Consider the following 17,272-nt stretch of genomic DNA (forward strand, 5'->3'; position numbering starts at 1 on the left):
ACAAGCACGGGTCGATCATGCATAAGCTACCCAGCCTTTTCGTTTCTCACGGTGCGCCTACCTTCGCCCTGGAACCAGGCGCAATCGGTGAAAAGCTTCGTTTGCTGGGCCGACGGTTGTCACCGATCAAGGCGGTCGTGGTCGTCTCGCCCCACTGGATAACCGACAACATCCGTGTCACGGCCAGCCCGAGTCCGTCGACCATTCACGACTTTCGCGGTTTCGACCCGGCGCTGTACGAAATGGATTACCCGGCACCGGGCGATCCCGATCTGGCCGGGCGGATCGTCGAGCGGCTTCAGCAGGCCGGCTGGTCGGCCCGGACCGATTCCGGACGCGGTCTTGATCACGGCGCCTGGGTACCGCTGCTTCATTTGCTGCCCGAGGCTTCGGTGCCGGTCGTGCAGGTTTCCCTGGCGGCCGAGCTGGACGGTGAATCCGCCTGGTCGCTTGGCCGTGGGCTATCCCCCCTGGCCGCTGAAGGCGTACTGGTGATCGGGTCGGGCAGCCTGACCCATAATCTCTACGAGGTGTTCAGGGGCGCCGAGGATACCGGCTATGCTGAAGCCTTTACCGGCTGGATTCGCGAGGTGATCGAGGCGGGCGACACCAGGCGACTGAAGTCGGCACTCGATCGGGCGCCAAACGCCCGCCGCGCCCATCCCACGCCCGAGCATTACTGGCCGCTGGTGGTGGCGGCTGGTGCCGGAAGCGCAATGCCGACCACCGTGCTCGAAGGCGGCATGTCTTATCAGGTGCTGTCGATGGACGCGTTCGTGTTCGGCGAATTGCCTTTTAATGCGGGATATGTATGATGCCAGAAGCCCCTCGGGAACCCCTTGGCAGGAGAAGCCAAGCGACAATGCGTGGCGGGATGAGTGAGGGAGCCTTCGACACAAGGGGGACTTTGGCACGTCGATAACCGGGTGTTCATGAGTTTCTGGAGGGAATTGCAGCGCCGCAATGTGTTTCGTGTGGCAGCGGCGTATGTGGTCATCGCCTGGCTGATTGTCCAGGTAGCCGAGACGATCCTGCCGATCTTCGAGGTGCCGGATGTCTTCCTGCGTGGCGTGATCCTGGTCCTTGTGCTCGGCTTTCCGCTGGCGCTGTTCTTCGCTTGGGCTTTCGAGCTGACCCCGGAAGGCGTCCAACGGGAAACGGCAGTTGACCGCGAGCGATCGGTGGCGCCGAGAACCGGGCGCAAGCTCGATCGGGTCATCATCGTCCTGCTCTTGCTGGCCGTGGGCTATTTTGTGGCCGACAAGTTCCTTTTGACGACTGATCAGGCACTACCGCCCCCGGAAACCGCGGAGCAGGTGGATGGACCTGAGCCTCCTGTTGGAGAAGGGGATGATTCTCGCAAGGAGAATTCACTGGCCGTGCTGGCCTTCGACGACATGTCGCCCGACAACGACCAGGAGTACCTGGCCGACGGCATAGCCGAGGAACTGCTCAACCTGTTGGCGCGCATCCCCGAGCTGCGGCTGACTTCCCGTTCTTCGTCGTTTGCTTTCAAGGGCCGGGATGTTTCTCTGCGCCGCATGGCCGACGAACTGAATGTGGCCTACATTCTCGAAGGCTCGGTCCGCAAGGCCGACAATCAGGTGCGCATCACGGCGCAGCTGATCGACGCGCGCAGCGATTCGCACGTTTGGTCGCACACCTACGATCGAACACTTGAGGACATCTTCGCCATCCAGGATGAGATCGCCGCCGCGGTCGTCGATGAACTCAAGGTCACGCTGCTGGGTGATGCACCCAAGGTTGATCCGGTCGATCCGGAAGTCTACGAGCTGATTCTCAAGGGCAGGCATTTTTCGAACATCAGCACGCCGGAGTCGTTCGAGCAGGCCAGGGAGTATTTCGAGGCCGCCCTCGAGATCGATCCCGACAACGCCGAGGCGCAAATCGGCCTGGCCGTGATTCTCATCAATGAAACCAGTTTCGGCGTCAGGTCCCGGGAGGCGGCGCTGCCCCAGGTGCAGGCGCGCTTGGATAATGTGCTGGACGCTCACCCGGATCATGCGAAGGCGAACAGTCTGATGGGCTGGAAGTTGATGCAGTTCGAGAACGACTGGTCGGGAGGGGCAGCGTATTTCGAACGTTCGCTCGAGGAAGCGCCGACCGACATGAACCTGGTGTCCAACGCACTGGTGTTGCTGTATGCCCTCGGGCGGCTGGAGGAGGCGAGTGCGCTCTACCAGACCGTGATCGAGCGTGATCCGCTCAGCCACCACGCGCGGTCCAACCTGGCCAGGATCCAGCTGGATGCCGGTCATCTCGACAAGGCCTTGGTGTCCGTGCAGGAGGCGCTTCGCCTGAGCCCCAATGCTTATGGCTCGAACGTGGTCCTGGGTCGCATCTATCTTCAGCAAGGCGAGCCCGAGTGCGCTGCCGAGGCCTTTCGATCAGAGCTCTCGGAAAACGAGAAGGAATTGGGGCTGGCAATGGCCACCCATGACCTGGAGCCGCGCGACGTATTCGAGCGCCGACGCGACGAATGGCTCGATCAATGGGCTGAGGAATATCCCTTCAAGGCGGCCATGCTCTCGGGCTACGCCGGGGAAGTCGACCGGGCGTTCGATTGGCTCGATGGCATCGCCCGCGGCGGCCTCAGCGACTCGTTCTGGAAACCCGAGTTCGATTCGCTTCGCGACGATCCGCGCTGGGATGCGCTGCTCGAGCGCCATGGTCTCGCCCCCGAGCAGCGCGAAGCAATTCAGTTCGAGATCGAGATCCCCGGTCCGAACGCCTGAACTTGGCTTCCAGACTGGCCACCGGCCGCGGTCAATCGATGGGTCGATCCGCGACGATGACGCCGTTGGCGTCGGCATAGACGTATTCGCCGGGGTGGAAAGTGACGCCCCCGAAGCTGATCGGTATATCGACCTGGCCTTCCTTGCGGCGCACGCTCTTGCGCGGTACGCAGCCGAGTGCGAATACGCCGAAGTCGATGTCGGGCAACACGTCCACATCGCGGCAGGCGCCGTGAATGATGATGCCGGCCCAGCCGTTGTCGCGGGCGTTGGTGGCGATCATGTCGCCGATCAGGGCGTGGCGCAGCGAGCCGCCGCCGTCGACGACAAGAACACGGCCCTTACCCTCTGTACCCAGCAGCTCCTTGATGCGTGAGTTGTCTTCGAAGCACTTGACCGTGGCAATCGGCCCGCCGAATCGCTCACGGCCGCCGTAGGAGTGCCAGTGCAGGCCGGTGACAACCTGGACATGGTCGGCGTGGTCGTCGCAAAGATCGGGTGTTGAGCGCATGGTCTTACTTCCTTCGGTTTGGTGCGTCCGGGCAGTCCCGTTGACGCGTATCAATACCCGGACAGCTCACACGAACTACATTGAATGCGCTTCGCCCGGAATCGTTCGTCGGCCAAAAACCATGGTACTGAACGACCGATTACCGTGAATGTCCGGCAGGCCGCACGGCTTTGTCGATGACGTGGAGAAGGGTTGATGGAACACACGTTCTGGATCGCCTTCGTTGCAAGCGCCCTGGCGGCGCTGGTGACTGCGACCGGCATCATCACGATCCGGCGGTTCGAGTCCTGGGGCCGCCGATACAACATTTACTTCGTGTGCTTTGCCGCCGGTGTGCTGATCACGGTTTCATTCCTTCACATTATTCCCAAGTCTTTCGAACTGAGCAACAGTGCACCGACGTTCTTGCTTGTCGGTTTCGTTTCGATGCATCTGTTCAACCGTTTCGTCACGGCTTTTGTCTGCGAGCACGAGGATGAGGGTCGGGCGCGATACGGCATCGGGCTGGTGCCCATGCTCGGCATCGGGTTTCATTCATTCATCGACGGCTTCGTCTATTCCATCACCTTCACGGTCAGCACCCTCACCGGCGCCCTGGCGGCGACGGGAATGGTGCTGCACGAGTTCCCCGAAGGGATCGTCACCTATCTCCTGCTGCTGCGCGGCGGGTTTACCGAACGCTCCGCTTTCGTGCTCGCCTTGCTGGCGGCCTCGCTGTCCACGCCGCTGGGCATGCTGGTTTCCTACCCGTTCATCAGCCGCATCGACGAGCCCCTGCTGGGTACCTTGCTGTCTCTCTCCGCCGGGGCACTGGTCTACGTCGGCGCGACGCATCTGCTGCCCCAGGCGGAACACGAAAGCCGGCGCTTCAGCCTGCTCGCGCTGGCGGTCGGCATCCTGGTTGCGGTCACGATCGTGTTGTCCAAGTAGCGCGTCTCCCCGCGTGGAGCCCGGGCCTCATGTCTGATCGACGTCAACACCTCACAAGCCGAACGGGCGCATAATCATCAAGTAGTCGACATCGGATCGACCGCAGTCACACGTGACAGGAGGTCACCATGGCGGGAAAGTTCGAGATCTACAAGGACTAGGCCGGCGAGTTCCGTTTTCGCCTGAAGGCCAGCAACGGCCAGAACATCCTCGGCAGCGAAGGCTACACCAAGAAGCCCAGCTGCACGAACGGCATCGAGTCGGTGCGCAAAAACTCGCAAGTCGAGGAGCGTTTCGAAAGCCACGAGACCGCAAGTGGCAAATGGACCTTCAAGCTCAAGGCCACCAATGGCCAGGTAATCGGCACGAGTCAGACCTATGACTCGGAATCCGGTTGCCGCAACGGCATCAAGAGTGTTGCGAAGAACGCCCCCCGACGCGAAGGTCGACGATCAGACCTGATTGATCGCGCGGCTCGCTAAAGCAGGATCAGCGACGCCAGGCCCAGAAAGGCAAAGAAGCCGACCACGTCCGTGACGGTAGTGACGAAGGGTCCGGAGGCCAGGGCCGGGTCGATGTTGAATCGCTCCAGCATGATCGGAATCACGATGCCACCCAGGGCCGCGGCGACCAGCGTGAATGCCATGGCCAGTGCAATCACGGCGCCAAGCATGGGTATGCCGAACCAGAATGCGGCGACCAGGGCCATGACGATACCGAAACCCACCCCGTTGATGGCGCCCACCGTGATTTCCCGCCAGCTTACGCGCAGGGCGTTGCGGCTCGTGAGTTCGCGCGTGGCGATGGCGCGTACGGCCACCGTCATGGTCTGGGTGCCGGCGTTGCCGCCCATGGAGGCGACGATCGGCATCAGCACGGCCAGGGCCACCATCTGGTTGATGGTTTCGGCGTAGAGGTTGATCACCATCGAGGCGAAGATGGCGGTCATCAGGTTGACCATCAGCCAGACGGCGCGACCGCGCGTGGTCTGCCAGACGGTGTCGGCCAGGCTGGAGTCCTCGTCAACGCCGGCCATGCGCAGCATGTCTTCTTCGTGCTCTTCGTCGAGCACGGTCATGGCGTCGTCGATGGTGATCATGCCCACCAGGCGACCGTTCTCGTCGATCACCGGTGTTGAAATCAGGTGGTAATGATTGAACAGGTAGGCCACTTCCGACGCTTCCTCGGTCACGCTGACCGTGCGGAAACTGGGTTCTGTAATATCGGCCAGCGGCACCTGGCGGCGCGATGACAGCAACCGGCCCAGTGTGATGTAGCCCACCGGCTTCATGGCCGGCGAGACGAGGATCACGTGGTAGAACTGAGCCGGCAGGCTGTCGTCTCCCCGGATGTAGTCGATGGCCTGGCCCACGCTCCAGTCCTCGGGTACGGCGACCAGTTCACGCTGCATCAGGCGGCCGGCCGAGTACTCGGGGTAGGACAGCGCGCCCTCGACGCCGATGCGGTCCTTGATCTCCAGGGCTTCGAGCAGGCGCGACTGGTGTTCTTCCTCCAGGTCTTCGACCAGCTCGACGACATCGTCGGAGTCGAGGTCGCGGATGGCGTCGGCAACGACTTCCGACGGCAGCACCTCGAGCAATGGTTCGCGCACCGACTCGTGGAGTTCGGAAAGGACCTCGCCGTCGATGCCGTCACCCCACAGCTCGACAAGGGCCACGCGTTCGGGCTGGCTGATCTGCTCGATCAGGTCGGCGACGTCGGCGGCGTGAAGCGGCTCGAGCAACTCGTTGAGCTGGTCGGAATCCTGCGCTTCAACCGCTTCGATCACCGACTGGATGTGCTCCTGTTCCAGGCCGTCTGTGATTTCTTCTTGCTCCGGCGGTGTCTCTTGCTGCACGGGCGTTCTCCTTGTGGATCATGTGGCGGCCGGAGACGCGCTCCGATCGATCACGTCCTTGTCTCGAGTTCAAATTATTGCAGGTCTGCGTCGAGCGCATGACGGAATGAGGGCAATGAAGCATCACATGCCGGGTAGACTGGGCCAATGGCCGATACACGTCTTGTTGCCGATTATCCGCCCCTGAAGCGCCACCGCGACGAGCTGCGCGAGCAGCGGCGATTGCGTCGCCGCCGGTTGATGATCGCGGTGCCGATCGGCGTGCTGACCGTTGTTGCGGCGGCCACCTTGAGCGCGCCGCTGGCGATGATGCTGGCCGGTGTCGCCGCGCTGGCGATCTTCTTCGCGGCGTTGCCGGGTTCGAGTTCGGTCGATGCGGGGCAGTTGGCCGGCGTCGAGGGAGAAGCGGCCGTACTCGAACGGTTGAAGCAACTGCCCGATGATTTCGCGATCCTCAACCGGGTCCGCCTGCCCGATGAAACCCTGACCAACGGCGAGCGCGAGCTCGATTTCATCATCGCCGGCCCGACCGGCTTGTGGGTGGTCGAGGTCAAGAACACCCCCGGCCATGTGCAGGTGCGACCGGGCGAGAAACACTGGCCGCTGGCGCGCCGGGCGGGCTGCGGTAGTCAACCGAGCTGGAACGCCATGCCCAATCCCGTGCCACAGGCGCGCGCAGGTCGAGGCACTCGAGCGGTGGCTGCTCAGGAATGGCGTCAACGCCCGGGCACGGGGCATCATTGTCCTGGCGCATCCGGAAGTCGCCATTACCGACGGCGATGCGGCCGAAATGCCGGTACTGGTGCGTGACCAGGTGGTCGAGCATCTGGAGAAGCAATCGGGCCAGAGGCTCGCGCCGTCGGTTACCCGGCAATTGGCCGACCTGCGCCCCGGCTGAAGCCCACCCCACGGCGCCTAAGGTAGACTGGCCGACCCATTTCACTCAGTGGAGATCGCTTGATGCCCCGTGTCCTTCGCCCTCTCGTATTTTGTGTTCTCGCCGGCCACTTTTTGGCGGCTTCGGCGCTTGCCGACGAAACGACTGGCCGCCTGAGTTCGGCCGACCTGTTCGATCTGCAGTACGCCAGCGAAGTGCGCATTTCGCCCGACGGCGAGCGCGTGGTCTACACGCGGTCCATTCACGACATCATGTGCGATTGCGTGCGTTCCAACCTGTGGATCGTCGACAGCGACGGGGACAATCACCAGCCCCTTCTGTCGGGGCGTGGTAGTTACAGCTCGCCGCGCTGGTCACCCTCCGGTGACCGACTGGCCTACGTGGCAAAGGACGAGGCGGACAAGACGCAGCTCTACGTGCGCTGGATCGAATCCGGCCAGACGGCAATGGTGAGCAACCTGGTCGAATCTCCCTCGTCGATCGCCTGGTCGCCGAGCGGGGAGTCGATTGCCTTCACCATGCGCGTTCCGGCCGAGAAGCCGTCGCTGGCCGATCCCCCGAAAAAGCCCGAAGGCGCCGATTGGGCACCGGAGCCGGTGGTGATCGACAGCGTGGTCTATCGATATGACGGTCGTGGTTACATCGATCCGGGATTCGATCACATCTTCGTCGTGCCCGCCGACGGCGGTGCTGCACGCCAGTTGACCAGCGGCGATTTCAATCACCACGGGCCGCTTTCCTGGATGCCCGATGGCTCCGGTATCGTCTTCTCGGGCAACCGGGCGGAGAACTGGCAGTACGAGCGCAACGAGCGGGACCTCTACAGCGTCAACGTCGAATCCGGTGATATCGAACAACTCACCGACCTGCCCGGCATCGAAGGCTCGCCCGCGGTTTCGCCCGACGGCGAGCGCATCGTCTTCGAGCGCGATGACCATCAGGGCCGGCAGTACAGCATCAATTCGCTCGGCCTGGTCGATGCCGAAGGCGGCAACCTCGAGATCCTCGGCGAGGACCTCGACCGCTCCATCGAGTCGCCGGTGTGGTCGGGTAATGGTCAATCGATCTACTTCCACTACACCGACCGCGGCTGGCGCAAGGTGGGTCGTATCGACCTCGACGGCGACATCGATACCGTTGTCGACGGCATCAACGGCACAACCGTCGGCCGGCCTTATCGCAGCGGTGATTTCTCGGTGGCCGATGACGGGCGCATTGCCTACACCCTCGGCACCGAGAAGCATCCGGCCGATGTCTGGGTGCAGCCGCGCCGCGGTGATGCCCGCCGGCTGACCCGCCTGAATCGCAACCTTCTCGACCAACGCGCGCTGGGCGAGGTCCATGAAATCGTCTATGAATCGTCGGTCGACGGCACCGATATCCAGGGCTGGTACCTGACGCCGCCGGACTTCGATCCCGAAAAGCAGTATCCGCTGATCCTCGAAATCCACGGCGGCCCGCACCTGGCCTACGGCCCGCATTTTTCCGCCGAGATGCAGCGCATGGCTGCCGAGGGCTACGTGGTGTTCTACGACAATCACCGCGGCTCGTCGGGCTATGGTCGCGACTTCGGCATGCTGCTCGAGTACAAGTACGCCTCCGAGGAAGACTTCGGCGACCATATGTCGGGCGTGGACACGATGATCGACAAGGGCTTCGTCGATCCCGACCGGCTGTTCGTCACCGGCGGCTCGGCCGGCGGTATCGCCGCGGCCTACGCCATCGGCCTGACCGACCGCTTCCGCGCCGCCGCCGTGGCCAAGCCGGTGATCAACTGGATTTCCAAGACGCTGACCGGCGACATCTACACCACGCAAATCGAGCACCAGTTCCCGGGCCTGCCCTGGGAAGAGTTCGAGCATTACTGGAAGCGCTCGCCGCTGTCGCTGGTGGGTAACGTGACCACACCGACGCTGTTGATCACCGGCGAGGACGATTTCCGCACGCCGATCTCGGAGACCGAACAGTATTACCAGGCGCTCAAGCTTCAGAGGGTGGACACCGTCATGGTGCGCCTGCCCGAAAGTCCGCACGGCATTGCCGGCCGGCCCTCGCGCCTGATCGCCAAGGTCGACAATATCCTGGCCTGGTTCGAGCGCCATGACGAGGAGGAATAAGAGAACTGTCGTCCCGGAAGCCGCGCAGCGGCTATCCGGGATCTCGCACCTGTCGGCTGCCACTCAGCCAAGCCGTGTCGAGATCCAATGTGCGAGGTCCCGGCTCGTTGGCCGGGACGACAGAGCCAGGCGGCCATCCCGAACCTTGTCGTCCCGGAAGTGGCAAAGCGACTATCCGGGACCTTCCGCATGGCTGGCGGGCGTGTTGTGCTGGGTCGGCCTGCTGGCCGGTGCCTGGGCCTCGGCCGATAAGCCGGCGGCGGTCTGTCCCGAACCGGACGTGGCCTTGGTGCTGGGTTCCGGGGGCGCGGCCGGCCTGGCCCACATTGCCATGTTGCGTGCGTTCGAAGAGCAGGGCATCCGGCCGCGTGTCGTTGCCGGTTCGAGCATCGGGGCGATCATCGGCACTCTGCACGCCGCCGGCATGGATGCCGACGAAATAGAGACCTTGTTTCGTGAATTTGGGGGCTCCGCGTTCAACCCCTTCGCCGGCCTGTTCGGCGGCAACGTAGCGCCAAGCCTTCGGGAGCTCATCGAGATCGACCTGGGCAACGGCAGCCTGCTCGATTCCAACCGTTTCGTCGATTTCGTCGGCGAGCGCACGGAAGCACGAACCTTCGACGACCTCGAAATGCCCCTGTCGATCGTGGCCACCGATTTCTGGTCGGGCGAGCCCCGGGTGATCGACGCCGGTGAGTTGCTGCCAGCCATGCGCGCCAGCATGGCCGTGCCCGGCGTGTTCGCCCCGGTGGGCAAGGGCGAAGACCTGTTAATCGACGGCGGCGCATCGAACCCGCTGCCGGTCGACGTGGTGGGCGAGCACGATATCGTGGTGGCCATCGACGTCACCGGCTCGCGCCGGCGCGATTCGGGCGCCCCCCCGGACATCAGCGACCTGCTGTTCAGCAGCTTCGAGATCATGCAGCAGTCGATCATTCGAGCGCGGCTGCGCGAATACCCGGCTGACATCTACATCAAGCCGGGACTCGACGACATCCGCATGCTGCACTTCGACCGCGTCGAAGAAATCCTCGAGCGCTCCGAACCCGCCGCCGAAGAGCTGTCCGAACGACTGCAAGAACTCATCGGCAAGCGCTGCCCGGAATCAGCCGAGGACTAACCGCACGACTCTTGGCCCAAGAGGGACAAGTGAATGTGTCGTCCCGGAAGCCGCGCAGCGGCTATCCGGGACCTCGCACATGTCGGAGGGCAGACCCCCTCAATCAAGCCGACGCCACTCCCCCGGCGCCAGGCCTTCTACCGACCACTCCCCAATCGACCACCGAATCAACCGCAGGGTAGGGTGCCCCACCGCCGCGGTCATCCGCCGCACCTGCCGATTGCGCCCCTCGCGCAACACGATCTCCAGCCACACGTCGATCACGTTCTTGCGATACCGCACCGGCGGATCACGCGGCCACAACCCTTCGGGCTCGGCAATACGCCGCACCTCGGCGGGCCGAGTCCAGCCATCCTTGAGCTCGACGCCGCGGCGAAGTTGCTCCAGAGCTTCCTCCGGCGGCTCGCGCTCGACCAGCACCCGGTAGCTCTTCGGCAACTTGAACTTCGGCGAAGCAATCCGCGCCTGCAGCTTGCCGTCGTCGGTCAGAAGCAACAGACCCTCGGAATCCTTGTCCAGCCTCCCGGCGGGATACACGCCGGGCACATCCACGTAGTCGGCCAGCGTCGGGCCCTCCCCGGTGAACTGGCAGAGCACGCCGAAGGGTTTGTTGAAGGCAATCAGCATTTGGAAAAGGATAGTCGCTGCCGAGAGCGAATGCAGCATATTTACCCATTGACCGCTTGAACCGGCCGGGGCAAAAAGGCAACATTGAACTACGGGAGGGCAATGGAAGAGATAGATTTCAATATTGAAGTGAAAGAGCTCCTGGAGTCCTATGGGCTTCCCGTATCGGATGTTCCGCAGAATGACCAAATCCAGCTTTTTGGTATTAAAGAAAGATGGGGCGCTTTCCGCAGTGGTTGGTATAGAACTGTATGGTGACTATGCCCTGATTCAGCGCAATTCATGCTTAAAGAGTTGATTGCTGACAATGGCCGCAGCTCAGACGTGGGCAAAGACCGAGCCGGTTAGGCCAAGCGTTAGTCTCGATGATGCGGGGCATGCCGGCATCGTTTGAGGCTTCATTTTCTCGCACTTCACCGCCCAGGCCGGTGCTTGGTGAGGAGGTTTGATGGGCACACATCAGGATCAGATGCGTGGATTTGCCAAGTACAATCGCGAGTTCAACTTGTCGCTGTTCAGCAAGGCGGCGGAGCTCGATGATGGCGAGCGCAGACGGGATATGGGCGCTTTCTTCGGCTCGATCCACGGGACCCTGAATCATATATTGCTGGCCGACAGGATCTGGCTTGGTCGGTTCGCAAAAGCGTTTCCGGACATGTCCGCGCTGAGCAATGCGGAACTGGTTTTCGAGTTCTCGTCGTTGTCGCAGGAAATCTGTGCCGACTTCGGCAAGTTGTTCAGTGAGCGGAAAGCCACGGACCGGGTCATTTCGAACTGGGTCGAGGAACTGAACGATGAGTTGCTGGCGCAAACCATGCGCTACAGTAATTCCAAGGGCCAGGTGCGCGAGCATCCTGTCTGGGTGGCGGCTGCACACGTGTTCAATCATCAAACCCACCATCGGGGTCAAGTGACGAATCTATTGTCCCAGCTCGGCCACGACCCGGGCGTGACCGACTACTTCGCTTATGTGGAGTAGCGGTCTGCCGAGCAAGCCGCGTTAATTGACCGCCGGACTGTCGCGCGGTCCCGCGGCGGATCAAATTCGGCATTGTGCGACAGATTTCTCAGGGCCATCTTGATGCAATCGCCTAGTCCTGGTCTCCGACCTTGTCCCAGGTCCGATGCTCGAAATCACTGGCATCATGCCGCTCCCGCAACTGGTTCTCCGGCTCCCCGAACACCGAATTGACCATCCGCCCGCGCTTGACGGCGGGGCGCTCGTCGATGGCCTTCGCCCAGCGCATGACGTTCTCGTATTCGTGTGCCTGCAGGAATTCGACCGCCTCGTAGACGCGGTTGAGCACCAGGCAGCCATACCAGGGCCAGATGGCCATGTCGGCGATGGTGTAGTCGTTGCCCGCGATGTATTCCTTGTTGGCCAGCTCGCGGTCGAGCACGTCGAGTTGGCGTTTGACCTCCATGGTGTAGCGGTCGATGGCGTACTTGATCTTCACCGGCGCGTAGTTGTAGAAGTGCCCGAAGCCGCCGCCGAGAAGCGGTGCCGCACCCATCTGCCAGAACAGCCAGTTGAGGCATTCGGTGCGTCCGTCCGGATTGCCCGGCAGGAAAGCGCCGAATTTCTCGGCCAGGTAGAGCATGATCGAGCCCGACTCGAACACTCGCCGTGGCGGGTCGACGCTGTGGTCGGCCATGGCCGGGATCTTGGAGTTGGGGTTGAGTTCGACGAAGCCGGAGCCAAACTGCTCGCCCTCCCCGATGCGGATCAGCCAGGCGTCGTATTCGGCATCCGAGTAGCCCTTTTCGAGTAGTTCCTCGAACATCACCGCAGCCTTGACGCCGTTGGGCGTGGCCAGGGAGTAGAGCTGGTGCGGGTGCTTGCCGACCGGCAGTTCCTTTTCCTCGCGGGCGCCGGCGGTCGGGCGGTTGATGCTGGCGAACTGGCCGCCGTTGTCGTCATCGGGTTCCCATTTCCACACTCTGGGCGGTTCGTAGTCGTCCTGGCTCATGCGACGTGCTCCTTATGTCGGTGTCGCAGACTAATGTGCGAGCAGTGCGCGCTGCCGTCAACTCTTGTCGTTAGGGAACCTCTGAACAACTCTGCACGGAGCGCGTTTCAGTCGGAAATGCCGCAGATCGTGTGGTGCGACCCGAGTGACAGTACTGATTGTTACGGCCGAGGGTCGCAACGCGCGAGATGCGGCATTTCCGGCGAAACCCGGAGGGCCGGCGCCTTTGCGGGGTCTCCGCTTCGTTTCGACTCGCTCATTTGGAATAACCAAACTTCGCTCGCCGAAGCCAAAACGGAGCCTCCCGCAAAGGCACCGTCGCGCCCGCGCAGAGTTATTCAGAGGTTCCCTAGGTAATTGTGCGTAGTCGCCGGGCATCGGGGCGTGAAGCCGCCCGATTGCCGTGGTCGGTCGCTGTATTGATAATGAGGGTTCCCCTATCCCGGAGAACAGACCATGAAGCACCTGATCACTGTATTGCTGGCGCTTACTCTGCTGGGTTGCGGTCCCGCATCCGATGAGGGCACAGAGGGCCAGACCGACGCTTCCGAACCGGAAGCGAACGAACCCATGGTCGAAGACGACGCCATGGAGACCGCCGAGGAACCGTCGATGGACGAATCGATGGATGCTTCGGCGTCGGATGACACCGACCGACTGGGCCAGGTTCTCGAGGCCCAGCCCGAAGAGGTCAGGGCGCGCTACGACGACCGCCATCCGCGCGAGACGCTCGAGTTCTTCGGGATCGAGCCGGGTATGACCGTGGTCGAGGGCCTGCCTGGCGGCGGCTGGTACACCCGGATTCTCCTGCCGTATCTCGGTTCGAACGGCGAACTGATCGCGGCCAATTACCCTCTGGACATGTGGCCGAACTTCCCCTTCGTGGACGATGATTACCTGGCACAGATGCGCGAATGGCCCGAAACCTTTGCGCAGCAAGCGAAGGGGTGGTGCGAAGACGATTGCGCCGACGTCCGTACATTCTGGTTCGGCGATATGCCGGCCGAAATCGAGGGCGCGGCCGATGCGGTGTTGTTCATCCGGCTGATGCACAACATGGCGAACTTCCAGAACGCCGGGGTCGATAACTATCTCGACCAGGCGATTGCCGATGCCTTCTCGGCGCTGAAGCCCGGCGGCATTCTCGGCGTGGTTCAGCACGAAGCGCGGGAGGACATGCCCGACGAATGGGCCGACGGAAGCGCCGGTTATCTGAAGCGCTTTTTCGTGGTCGAACGCGCTGAATCGGCGGGTTTCGAGCTGGTCGACGAAAGCGACATCAACGCCAATCCCAACGACCGTCCGACGACCGACGAGGTGGTCTGGCGTCTGCCGCCTTCGCTGCGCGTGCCCGAGGACGCGGAGAACGCCGAGGCGCTGGGTGCGAAGTACGAGGCCATCGGCGAGTCGCACCGGATGACCCTGAAATTCCGCAAGCCGGACGCGTGAGTCATCGAATCGGCATGCGCGACTGCTAGACTCGCAGGCATGACAAGAAGAACCAAGATCGTGGCCACCCTGGGGCCGGCCACCGACGAGCCGGATGTGCTCGAGCGTCTGATCACCGCCGGCTGCGACGTCGTGCGGATCAATTTCTCGCACGGCGATCATGAAACCCACGCCCGCCGCATCAAGATGGTGCGCGCCGCCGCGCGCGAGCTCGACACCGACGTCGCGGTTTTGGCCGACCTGGCCGGCCCGAAAATACGCATCGACCGTTTCCGCGAGGGCTCGGTCAGCCTGAAGGCGGGGCAGGGATTCGCCTTGTATGCCCGCGAGAATCCGCCGGCCGGTGACGAGAATGGCGTGGGCGTGGCCTATCTGGGACTGGTCGATGACGTTAAGCCCGGATCGGAGTTGTTGCTCGACGACGGGCTGATGGCCATGCGGGTCGAGCGTGTCGACGGCGACACCATTCACTGCACCGTGCTGACCAGCGGCAAGCTGTCCGACCGCAAGGGGCTCAACCTGCGCGGTGGCGGCCTGTCCGTGCCCGGCATTTCCGAGGCCGATGCGCGTGACATAGAGCGCGCCGCGGAATGGCAGGTGGATTACCTGGCCGTGTCCTTTCCGCGCGGGCCCGAAGACATGCAACGTGCCCGCGAGCTGATGGAGGCGGCCGGCGGCCACGCCGGACTGGTGAGCAAGATCGAGCGCGCCGAGGCGATCGAGAATCTCGATGCGATCATCGAGGCCTCTGATGCCGTGCTGGTCGCCCGCGGCGACCTGGGCGTGGAGATCGGTGATGCGGAACTGCCCGGGCTGCAGAAACGCATCATCACCGCCTCACTGGCGGCCAACCGGCCGGTGATCACGGCCACGCAGATGATGCAGTCGATGGTCGAGTCCCCGATCCCGACACGCGCCGAGGTGCTGGACGTGGCCAATGCCGTCATCGACGGCACCGACGCGGTGATGCTCTCGGCCGAGACGGCCGTCGGGCGTCATCCAGTGACGGTGATCGAGGCCATGCGGCGTATCTGCCGGGGCGCGGAGCGCCACGTCGAGGCCCACGTGCCAATGGGCAAGATCAACGTGCGCGCCGAGCGCATCGACCAGGCGGTGGCGATGGCGACGATGGTGACCGTCCACAACCTTCCGGTGAAGGCGATTATCGCGCTGACCGAGTCGGGCTCGACCGCGCAGTGGCTCAGCCGCGTGCGCTCGCCGGTGCCGATCATCGCGCTCTCGCCCAATCGCGCCAGCCTGCGCCGGATGCGCCTGTTCCAGCACGTTCGCCCGCTTCTGTTCGTGCCCGAGAACGTGCCCACGCCCAGCCAGGCCCGCGCCGCGCTTGAGCACGCCCGGCGCGCCGGCGTGGTCGAAGCCGGCGACCGCGTCCTGATGACCCTCGGCGACGAGCAGGGCGTCATGGGCGGCACCAACACCATGAAGATCCTCACCGTCGAGTGACGGGGGCGCTTCCGCGAAATTCAAAACCTTTGGAACGCAAAGCCGCAAAGCAGCAAAGGACGCAAAGAAAAAAGAAAAGAATAAAGAAAGAGAAGTGAATTGAAAGAGTACCGGTGCTAGGGCCAGTCCCCCGGATCCCTCTCATTGCGGTACTGGTGGCGAACAGGGATTGGGCGAAACCCTTGCTCTGGGGAAGGGACGGCCTGGTCAACCAGAGCCCGACTCATTTTTTCAATCTTTGCGATCTTTGCTGCTTCGCGGCTTTGCGTTTTAAAGGTTTTTACCCACCAGAGCCCCAAGATGGGTGAACTCGGCCTCTGGGCTGGCTACAATAGCGGCCTGATCTCTCATTCACCCTCAAACTGCGTAGCAGGGGATTTTCAAGATGACCGACAAACTCGAACAGCTCGTTGAAACCGCACAGGCGATGGTCGCCCAAGGCAAGGGTATCCTGGCCATCGACGAATCCACCGGCACCATCAAGAAGCGCCTCGCGGCCGTGGGCGTCGAGTCGACCGAGGAAAACCGCCTCGACTACCGCTCGATGATGCTGACCACGCCGGGGCTGGGTGAGCACATTTCCGGCGCCATCCTGTTCGACGAGACCATCCGGCAGTCGACTTCCGACGGCAAGCGGCTGGTCGATGTCATGAACGATGCCGGCATCCTGCCGGGCATCAAGGTCGACCGCGGTGCCAAGGCATTGGCCGGCTTCGAGGGCGAGAAGGTCACAGAGGGACTCGACGGTCTGCGCGAGCGCCTGGCCGAGTACGCCGAGATGGGCGCGAAGTTCGCAAAGTGGCGCGCGGTGATCACCATCGGTGACGACATCCCCTCGCGTGCCTGCCTCGACGCCAACGCCCATGCTCTGGCTCGCTACGCAGCCCTGTGCCAGGAAGCCGGCATCGTGCCGATCGTCGAGCCGGAAGTGCTGATGGATGGCAACCATGACCTCGATACCTCCTACGACGTCACAGAGGCCACCCTCAAGGCGCTGTTCGGCCAGCTCTACGAGCAGAACGTGCTGCTCGAGGGCACGGTGCTGAAAGCCTCGATGGTGATTTCCGGCTCGGATGCAAGCGATCGCGCTAGCGCAGAGGAAGTGGCCGAGGCCACCATCGACTGCCTACTCAATGCCGTTCCGGCGGCGACCGCCGGCATCGTGTTCCTGTCCGGCGGGCAGGAAGACGTGGAAGCGACCGAGCACCTGGACACCATGAACAAGATGGGTACCCTGCCCTGGCCGTTGTCGTTCTCCTACGGTCGTGCTCTGCAACAGGAATGCCTCAAGACCTGGGCGGCCGACCCGAAGGGCAATCGCGAAAAGGCCCAGCAGATCCTCGCCCACCGCGCGAAGATGAACGGCCTGGCCGCGATGGGTGAGTGGAGCGAAGAAGCCGAGCGCGGCTGACGGCTGCTTCGGTGGTCCGTGATCTGTAGTCTGTGGTCGGTAGTCTGTAATCAGTATTAGAGGTCCATCGCCCGATTGCAGCTGCTGAACACGGGCCCGGGATGACCGACCACTGACCACGGACCACAGACCACTGGCCACCGACCACGGACCACAGAATC

Annotated in this window: 16 protein-coding genes and 1 pseudogene; 13 read left to right on the forward strand and 4 right to left on the reverse strand. The window is 62.9% G+C overall.

The genetic code is table 11. The features are described 5' to 3' along the window. The first annotated feature begins 17 nt into the window (after positions 1-17). Both DZK26_RS03895 and DZK26_RS03900 read left to right on the forward strand, forming a co-directional pair. The gene (locus DZK26_RS03895) at positions 18-815 is read left to right on the forward strand and encodes a class III extradiol ring-cleavage dioxygenase (protein ID WP_116898695.1); all 798 of its coding nucleotides are present in this window, start codon (positions 18-20) and stop codon (positions 813-815) included. Between the two features lie 117 nt (positions 816-932). Then, on the forward strand, positions 933-2,756 hold the full coding sequence (locus DZK26_RS03900; RefSeq protein WP_147306689.1) for a tetratricopeptide repeat protein: 1,824 nt from the start codon (positions 933-935) through the stop codon (positions 2,754-2,756). Positions 2,757-2,787: 31 nt separating this feature from the next. On the opposite strand, the gene rraA is transcribed toward DZK26_RS03900, so the two are convergent. Beyond that, positions 2,788-3,267, reverse strand: coding sequence for a ribonuclease E activity regulator RraA (rraA, locus tag DZK26_RS03905; protein ID WP_116898725.1), 480 nt, complete (start codon positions 3,265-3,267; stop codon positions 2,788-2,790). A 195-nt stretch (positions 3,268-3,462) separates the two neighbouring features. Here rraA and DZK26_RS03910 point away from each other — a divergent pair, with 195 nt between their 5' ends. The 3 genes and pseudogenes from DZK26_RS03910 (at position 3,463) to DZK26_RS14405 (ending at position 4,679) form a co-directional block, all read left to right on the forward strand. Beyond that, positions 3,463-4,197, forward strand: coding sequence for a ZIP family metal transporter (locus tag DZK26_RS03910; protein WP_116898697.1), 735 nt, complete (start codon positions 3,463-3,465; stop codon positions 4,195-4,197). Positions 4,198-4,370: 173 nt separating this feature from the next. Continuing rightward, a pseudogene (locus DZK26_RS14485) lies at positions 4,371-4,484 on the forward strand (YegP family protein); the annotation flags it as partial. Further along, complete coding sequence (locus tag DZK26_RS14405) at positions 4,461-4,679, forward strand: YegP family protein (protein WP_220337211.1); 219 nt, start codon at positions 4,461-4,463, stop codon at positions 4,677-4,679. The pseudogene DZK26_RS14485 and the gene DZK26_RS14405, both read left to right, overlap by 24 nt. Here the strand turns inward: DZK26_RS14405 and mgtE are convergent. After that, positions 4,676-6,055 (reverse strand): magnesium transporter, encoded by a 1,380-nt coding sequence (mgtE, locus tag DZK26_RS03920; protein WP_116898698.1) that lies wholly within the window; start codon positions 6,053-6,055, stop codon positions 4,676-4,678. The two genes, DZK26_RS14405 and mgtE, sit on opposite strands and share 4 nt — an antisense overlap. A gap of 147 nt (positions 6,056-6,202) precedes the next feature. On the opposite strand from mgtE, the gene DZK26_RS03925 reads away from it, so the two are divergent. The 3 genes from DZK26_RS03925 (at position 6,203) to DZK26_RS03935 (ending at position 10,190) form a co-directional block, all read left to right on the forward strand. Next, positions 6,203-6,865, forward strand: coding sequence for a nuclease-related domain-containing protein (locus tag DZK26_RS03925; RefSeq protein WP_116898699.1), 663 nt, complete (start codon positions 6,203-6,205; stop codon positions 6,863-6,865). Between the two features lie 150 nt (positions 6,866-7,015). Further along, positions 7,016-9,070 carry a S9 family peptidase gene (locus tag DZK26_RS03930; protein WP_116898700.1) on the forward strand — a complete coding sequence of 685 codons (2,055 nt, stop codon included), beginning with the start codon at positions 7,016-7,018 and terminating at the stop codon, positions 9,068-9,070. A gap of 193 nt (positions 9,071-9,263) precedes the next feature. Next, positions 9,264-10,190 (forward strand): patatin-like phospholipase family protein, encoded by a 927-nt coding sequence (locus DZK26_RS03935; protein ID WP_404976176.1) that lies wholly within the window; start codon positions 9,264-9,266, stop codon positions 10,188-10,190. A 99-nt stretch (positions 10,191-10,289) separates the two neighbouring features. On the opposite strand, the gene DZK26_RS03940 is transcribed toward DZK26_RS03935, so the two are convergent. Continuing rightward, positions 10,290-10,856, reverse strand: coding sequence for a pseudouridine synthase (locus DZK26_RS03940; protein ID WP_258918355.1), 567 nt, complete (start codon positions 10,854-10,856; stop codon positions 10,290-10,292). A 63-nt stretch (positions 10,857-10,919) separates the two neighbouring features. On the opposite strand from DZK26_RS03940, the gene DZK26_RS14265 reads away from it, so the two are divergent. Together DZK26_RS14265 and DZK26_RS03945 are read left to right on the forward strand one after the other, a co-directional pair. Continuing rightward, positions 10,920-11,075 (forward strand): hypothetical protein, encoded by a 156-nt coding sequence (locus tag DZK26_RS14265; RefSeq protein ID WP_181935608.1) that lies wholly within the window; start codon positions 10,920-10,922, stop codon positions 11,073-11,075. A gap of 190 nt (positions 11,076-11,265) precedes the next feature. Then, positions 11,266-11,796 (forward strand): DinB family protein, encoded by a 531-nt coding sequence (locus DZK26_RS03945; RefSeq protein ID WP_116898703.1) that lies wholly within the window; start codon positions 11,266-11,268, stop codon positions 11,794-11,796. 112 nt (positions 11,797-11,908) lie between these two features. On the opposite strand, the gene yghU is transcribed toward DZK26_RS03945, so the two are convergent. Next, positions 11,909-12,787 carry a glutathione-dependent disulfide-bond oxidoreductase gene (gene yghU, locus DZK26_RS03950; protein ID WP_116898704.1) on the reverse strand — a complete coding sequence of 293 codons (879 nt, stop codon included), beginning with the start codon at positions 12,785-12,787 and terminating at the stop codon, positions 11,909-11,911. Between the two features lie 456 nt (positions 12,788-13,243). On the opposite strand from yghU, the gene DZK26_RS03955 reads away from it, so the two are divergent. From DZK26_RS03955 to DZK26_RS03965, 3 genes are all read left to right on the forward strand, one after another. Beyond that, a complete protein-coding gene (locus tag DZK26_RS03955; RefSeq protein WP_116898705.1) occupies positions 13,244-14,236 on the forward strand; it encodes a class I SAM-dependent methyltransferase in 993 nt (330 codons plus the stop codon). Positions 14,237-14,275: 39 nt separating this feature from the next. After that, the gene (pyk, locus tag DZK26_RS03960) at positions 14,276-15,700 is read left to right on the forward strand and encodes a pyruvate kinase (RefSeq protein WP_116898706.1); all 1,425 of its coding nucleotides are present in this window, start codon (positions 14,276-14,278) and stop codon (positions 15,698-15,700) included. Between the two features lie 385 nt (positions 15,701-16,085). Then, a complete protein-coding gene (locus DZK26_RS03965) occupies positions 16,086-17,111 on the forward strand; it encodes a class I fructose-bisphosphate aldolase (RefSeq protein ID WP_116898707.1) in 1,026 nt (341 codons plus the stop codon). Positions 17,112-17,272: the final 161 nt, after the last annotated feature.

The sequence above is a fragment of the Wenzhouxiangella sp. 15190 genome, assembly GCF_003417465.1.
Lineage (GTDB): Bacteria > Pseudomonadota > Gammaproteobacteria > Xanthomonadales > Wenzhouxiangellaceae > Wenzhouxiangella.

What these genes read in the sequence shown, in the direction of transcription:
- DZK26_RS03895 (WP_116898695.1), top strand. Translation starts at nt 18, where the DNA reads ATGCATAAGCTACCCAGCCTTTTCGTTTCTCACGGTGCGCCTACCTTC.
- DZK26_RS03900 (WP_147306689.1), top strand. Translation starts at nt 933, where the DNA reads ATGAGTTTCTGGAGGGAATTGCAGCGCCGCAATGTGTTTCGTGTGGCA.
- rraA (WP_116898725.1), bottom strand. Translation starts at nt 3,267, where the DNA reads ATGCGCTCAACACCCGATCTTTGCGACGACCACGCCGACCATGTCCAG.
- DZK26_RS03910 (WP_116898697.1), top strand. Translation starts at nt 3,463, where the DNA reads ATGGAACACACGTTCTGGATCGCCTTCGTTGCAAGCGCCCTGGCGGCG.
- DZK26_RS03925 (WP_116898699.1), top strand. Translation starts at nt 6,203, where the DNA reads ATGGCCGATACACGTCTTGTTGCCGATTATCCGCCCCTGAAGCGCCAC.
- DZK26_RS03930 (WP_116898700.1), top strand. Translation starts at nt 7,016, where the DNA reads ATGCCCCGTGTCCTTCGCCCTCTCGTATTTTGTGTTCTCGCCGGCCAC.
- DZK26_RS03940 (WP_258918355.1), bottom strand. Translation starts at nt 10,856, where the DNA reads ATGCTGCATTCGCTCTCGGCAGCGACTATCCTTTTCCAAATGCTGATT.
- DZK26_RS14265 (WP_181935608.1), top strand. Translation starts at nt 10,920, where the DNA reads ATGGAAGAGATAGATTTCAATATTGAAGTGAAAGAGCTCCTGGAGTCC.
- DZK26_RS03945 (WP_116898703.1), top strand. Translation starts at nt 11,266, where the DNA reads ATGGGCACACATCAGGATCAGATGCGTGGATTTGCCAAGTACAATCGC.
- yghU (WP_116898704.1), bottom strand. Translation starts at nt 12,787, where the DNA reads ATGAGCCAGGACGACTACGAACCGCCCAGAGTGTGGAAATGGGAACCC.
- DZK26_RS03955 (WP_116898705.1), top strand. Translation starts at nt 13,244, where the DNA reads ATGAAGCACCTGATCACTGTATTGCTGGCGCTTACTCTGCTGGGTTGC.
- pyk (WP_116898706.1), top strand. Translation starts at nt 14,276, where the DNA reads ATGACAAGAAGAACCAAGATCGTGGCCACCCTGGGGCCGGCCACCGAC.
- DZK26_RS03965 (WP_116898707.1), top strand. Translation starts at nt 16,086, where the DNA reads ATGACCGACAAACTCGAACAGCTCGTTGAAACCGCACAGGCGATGGTC.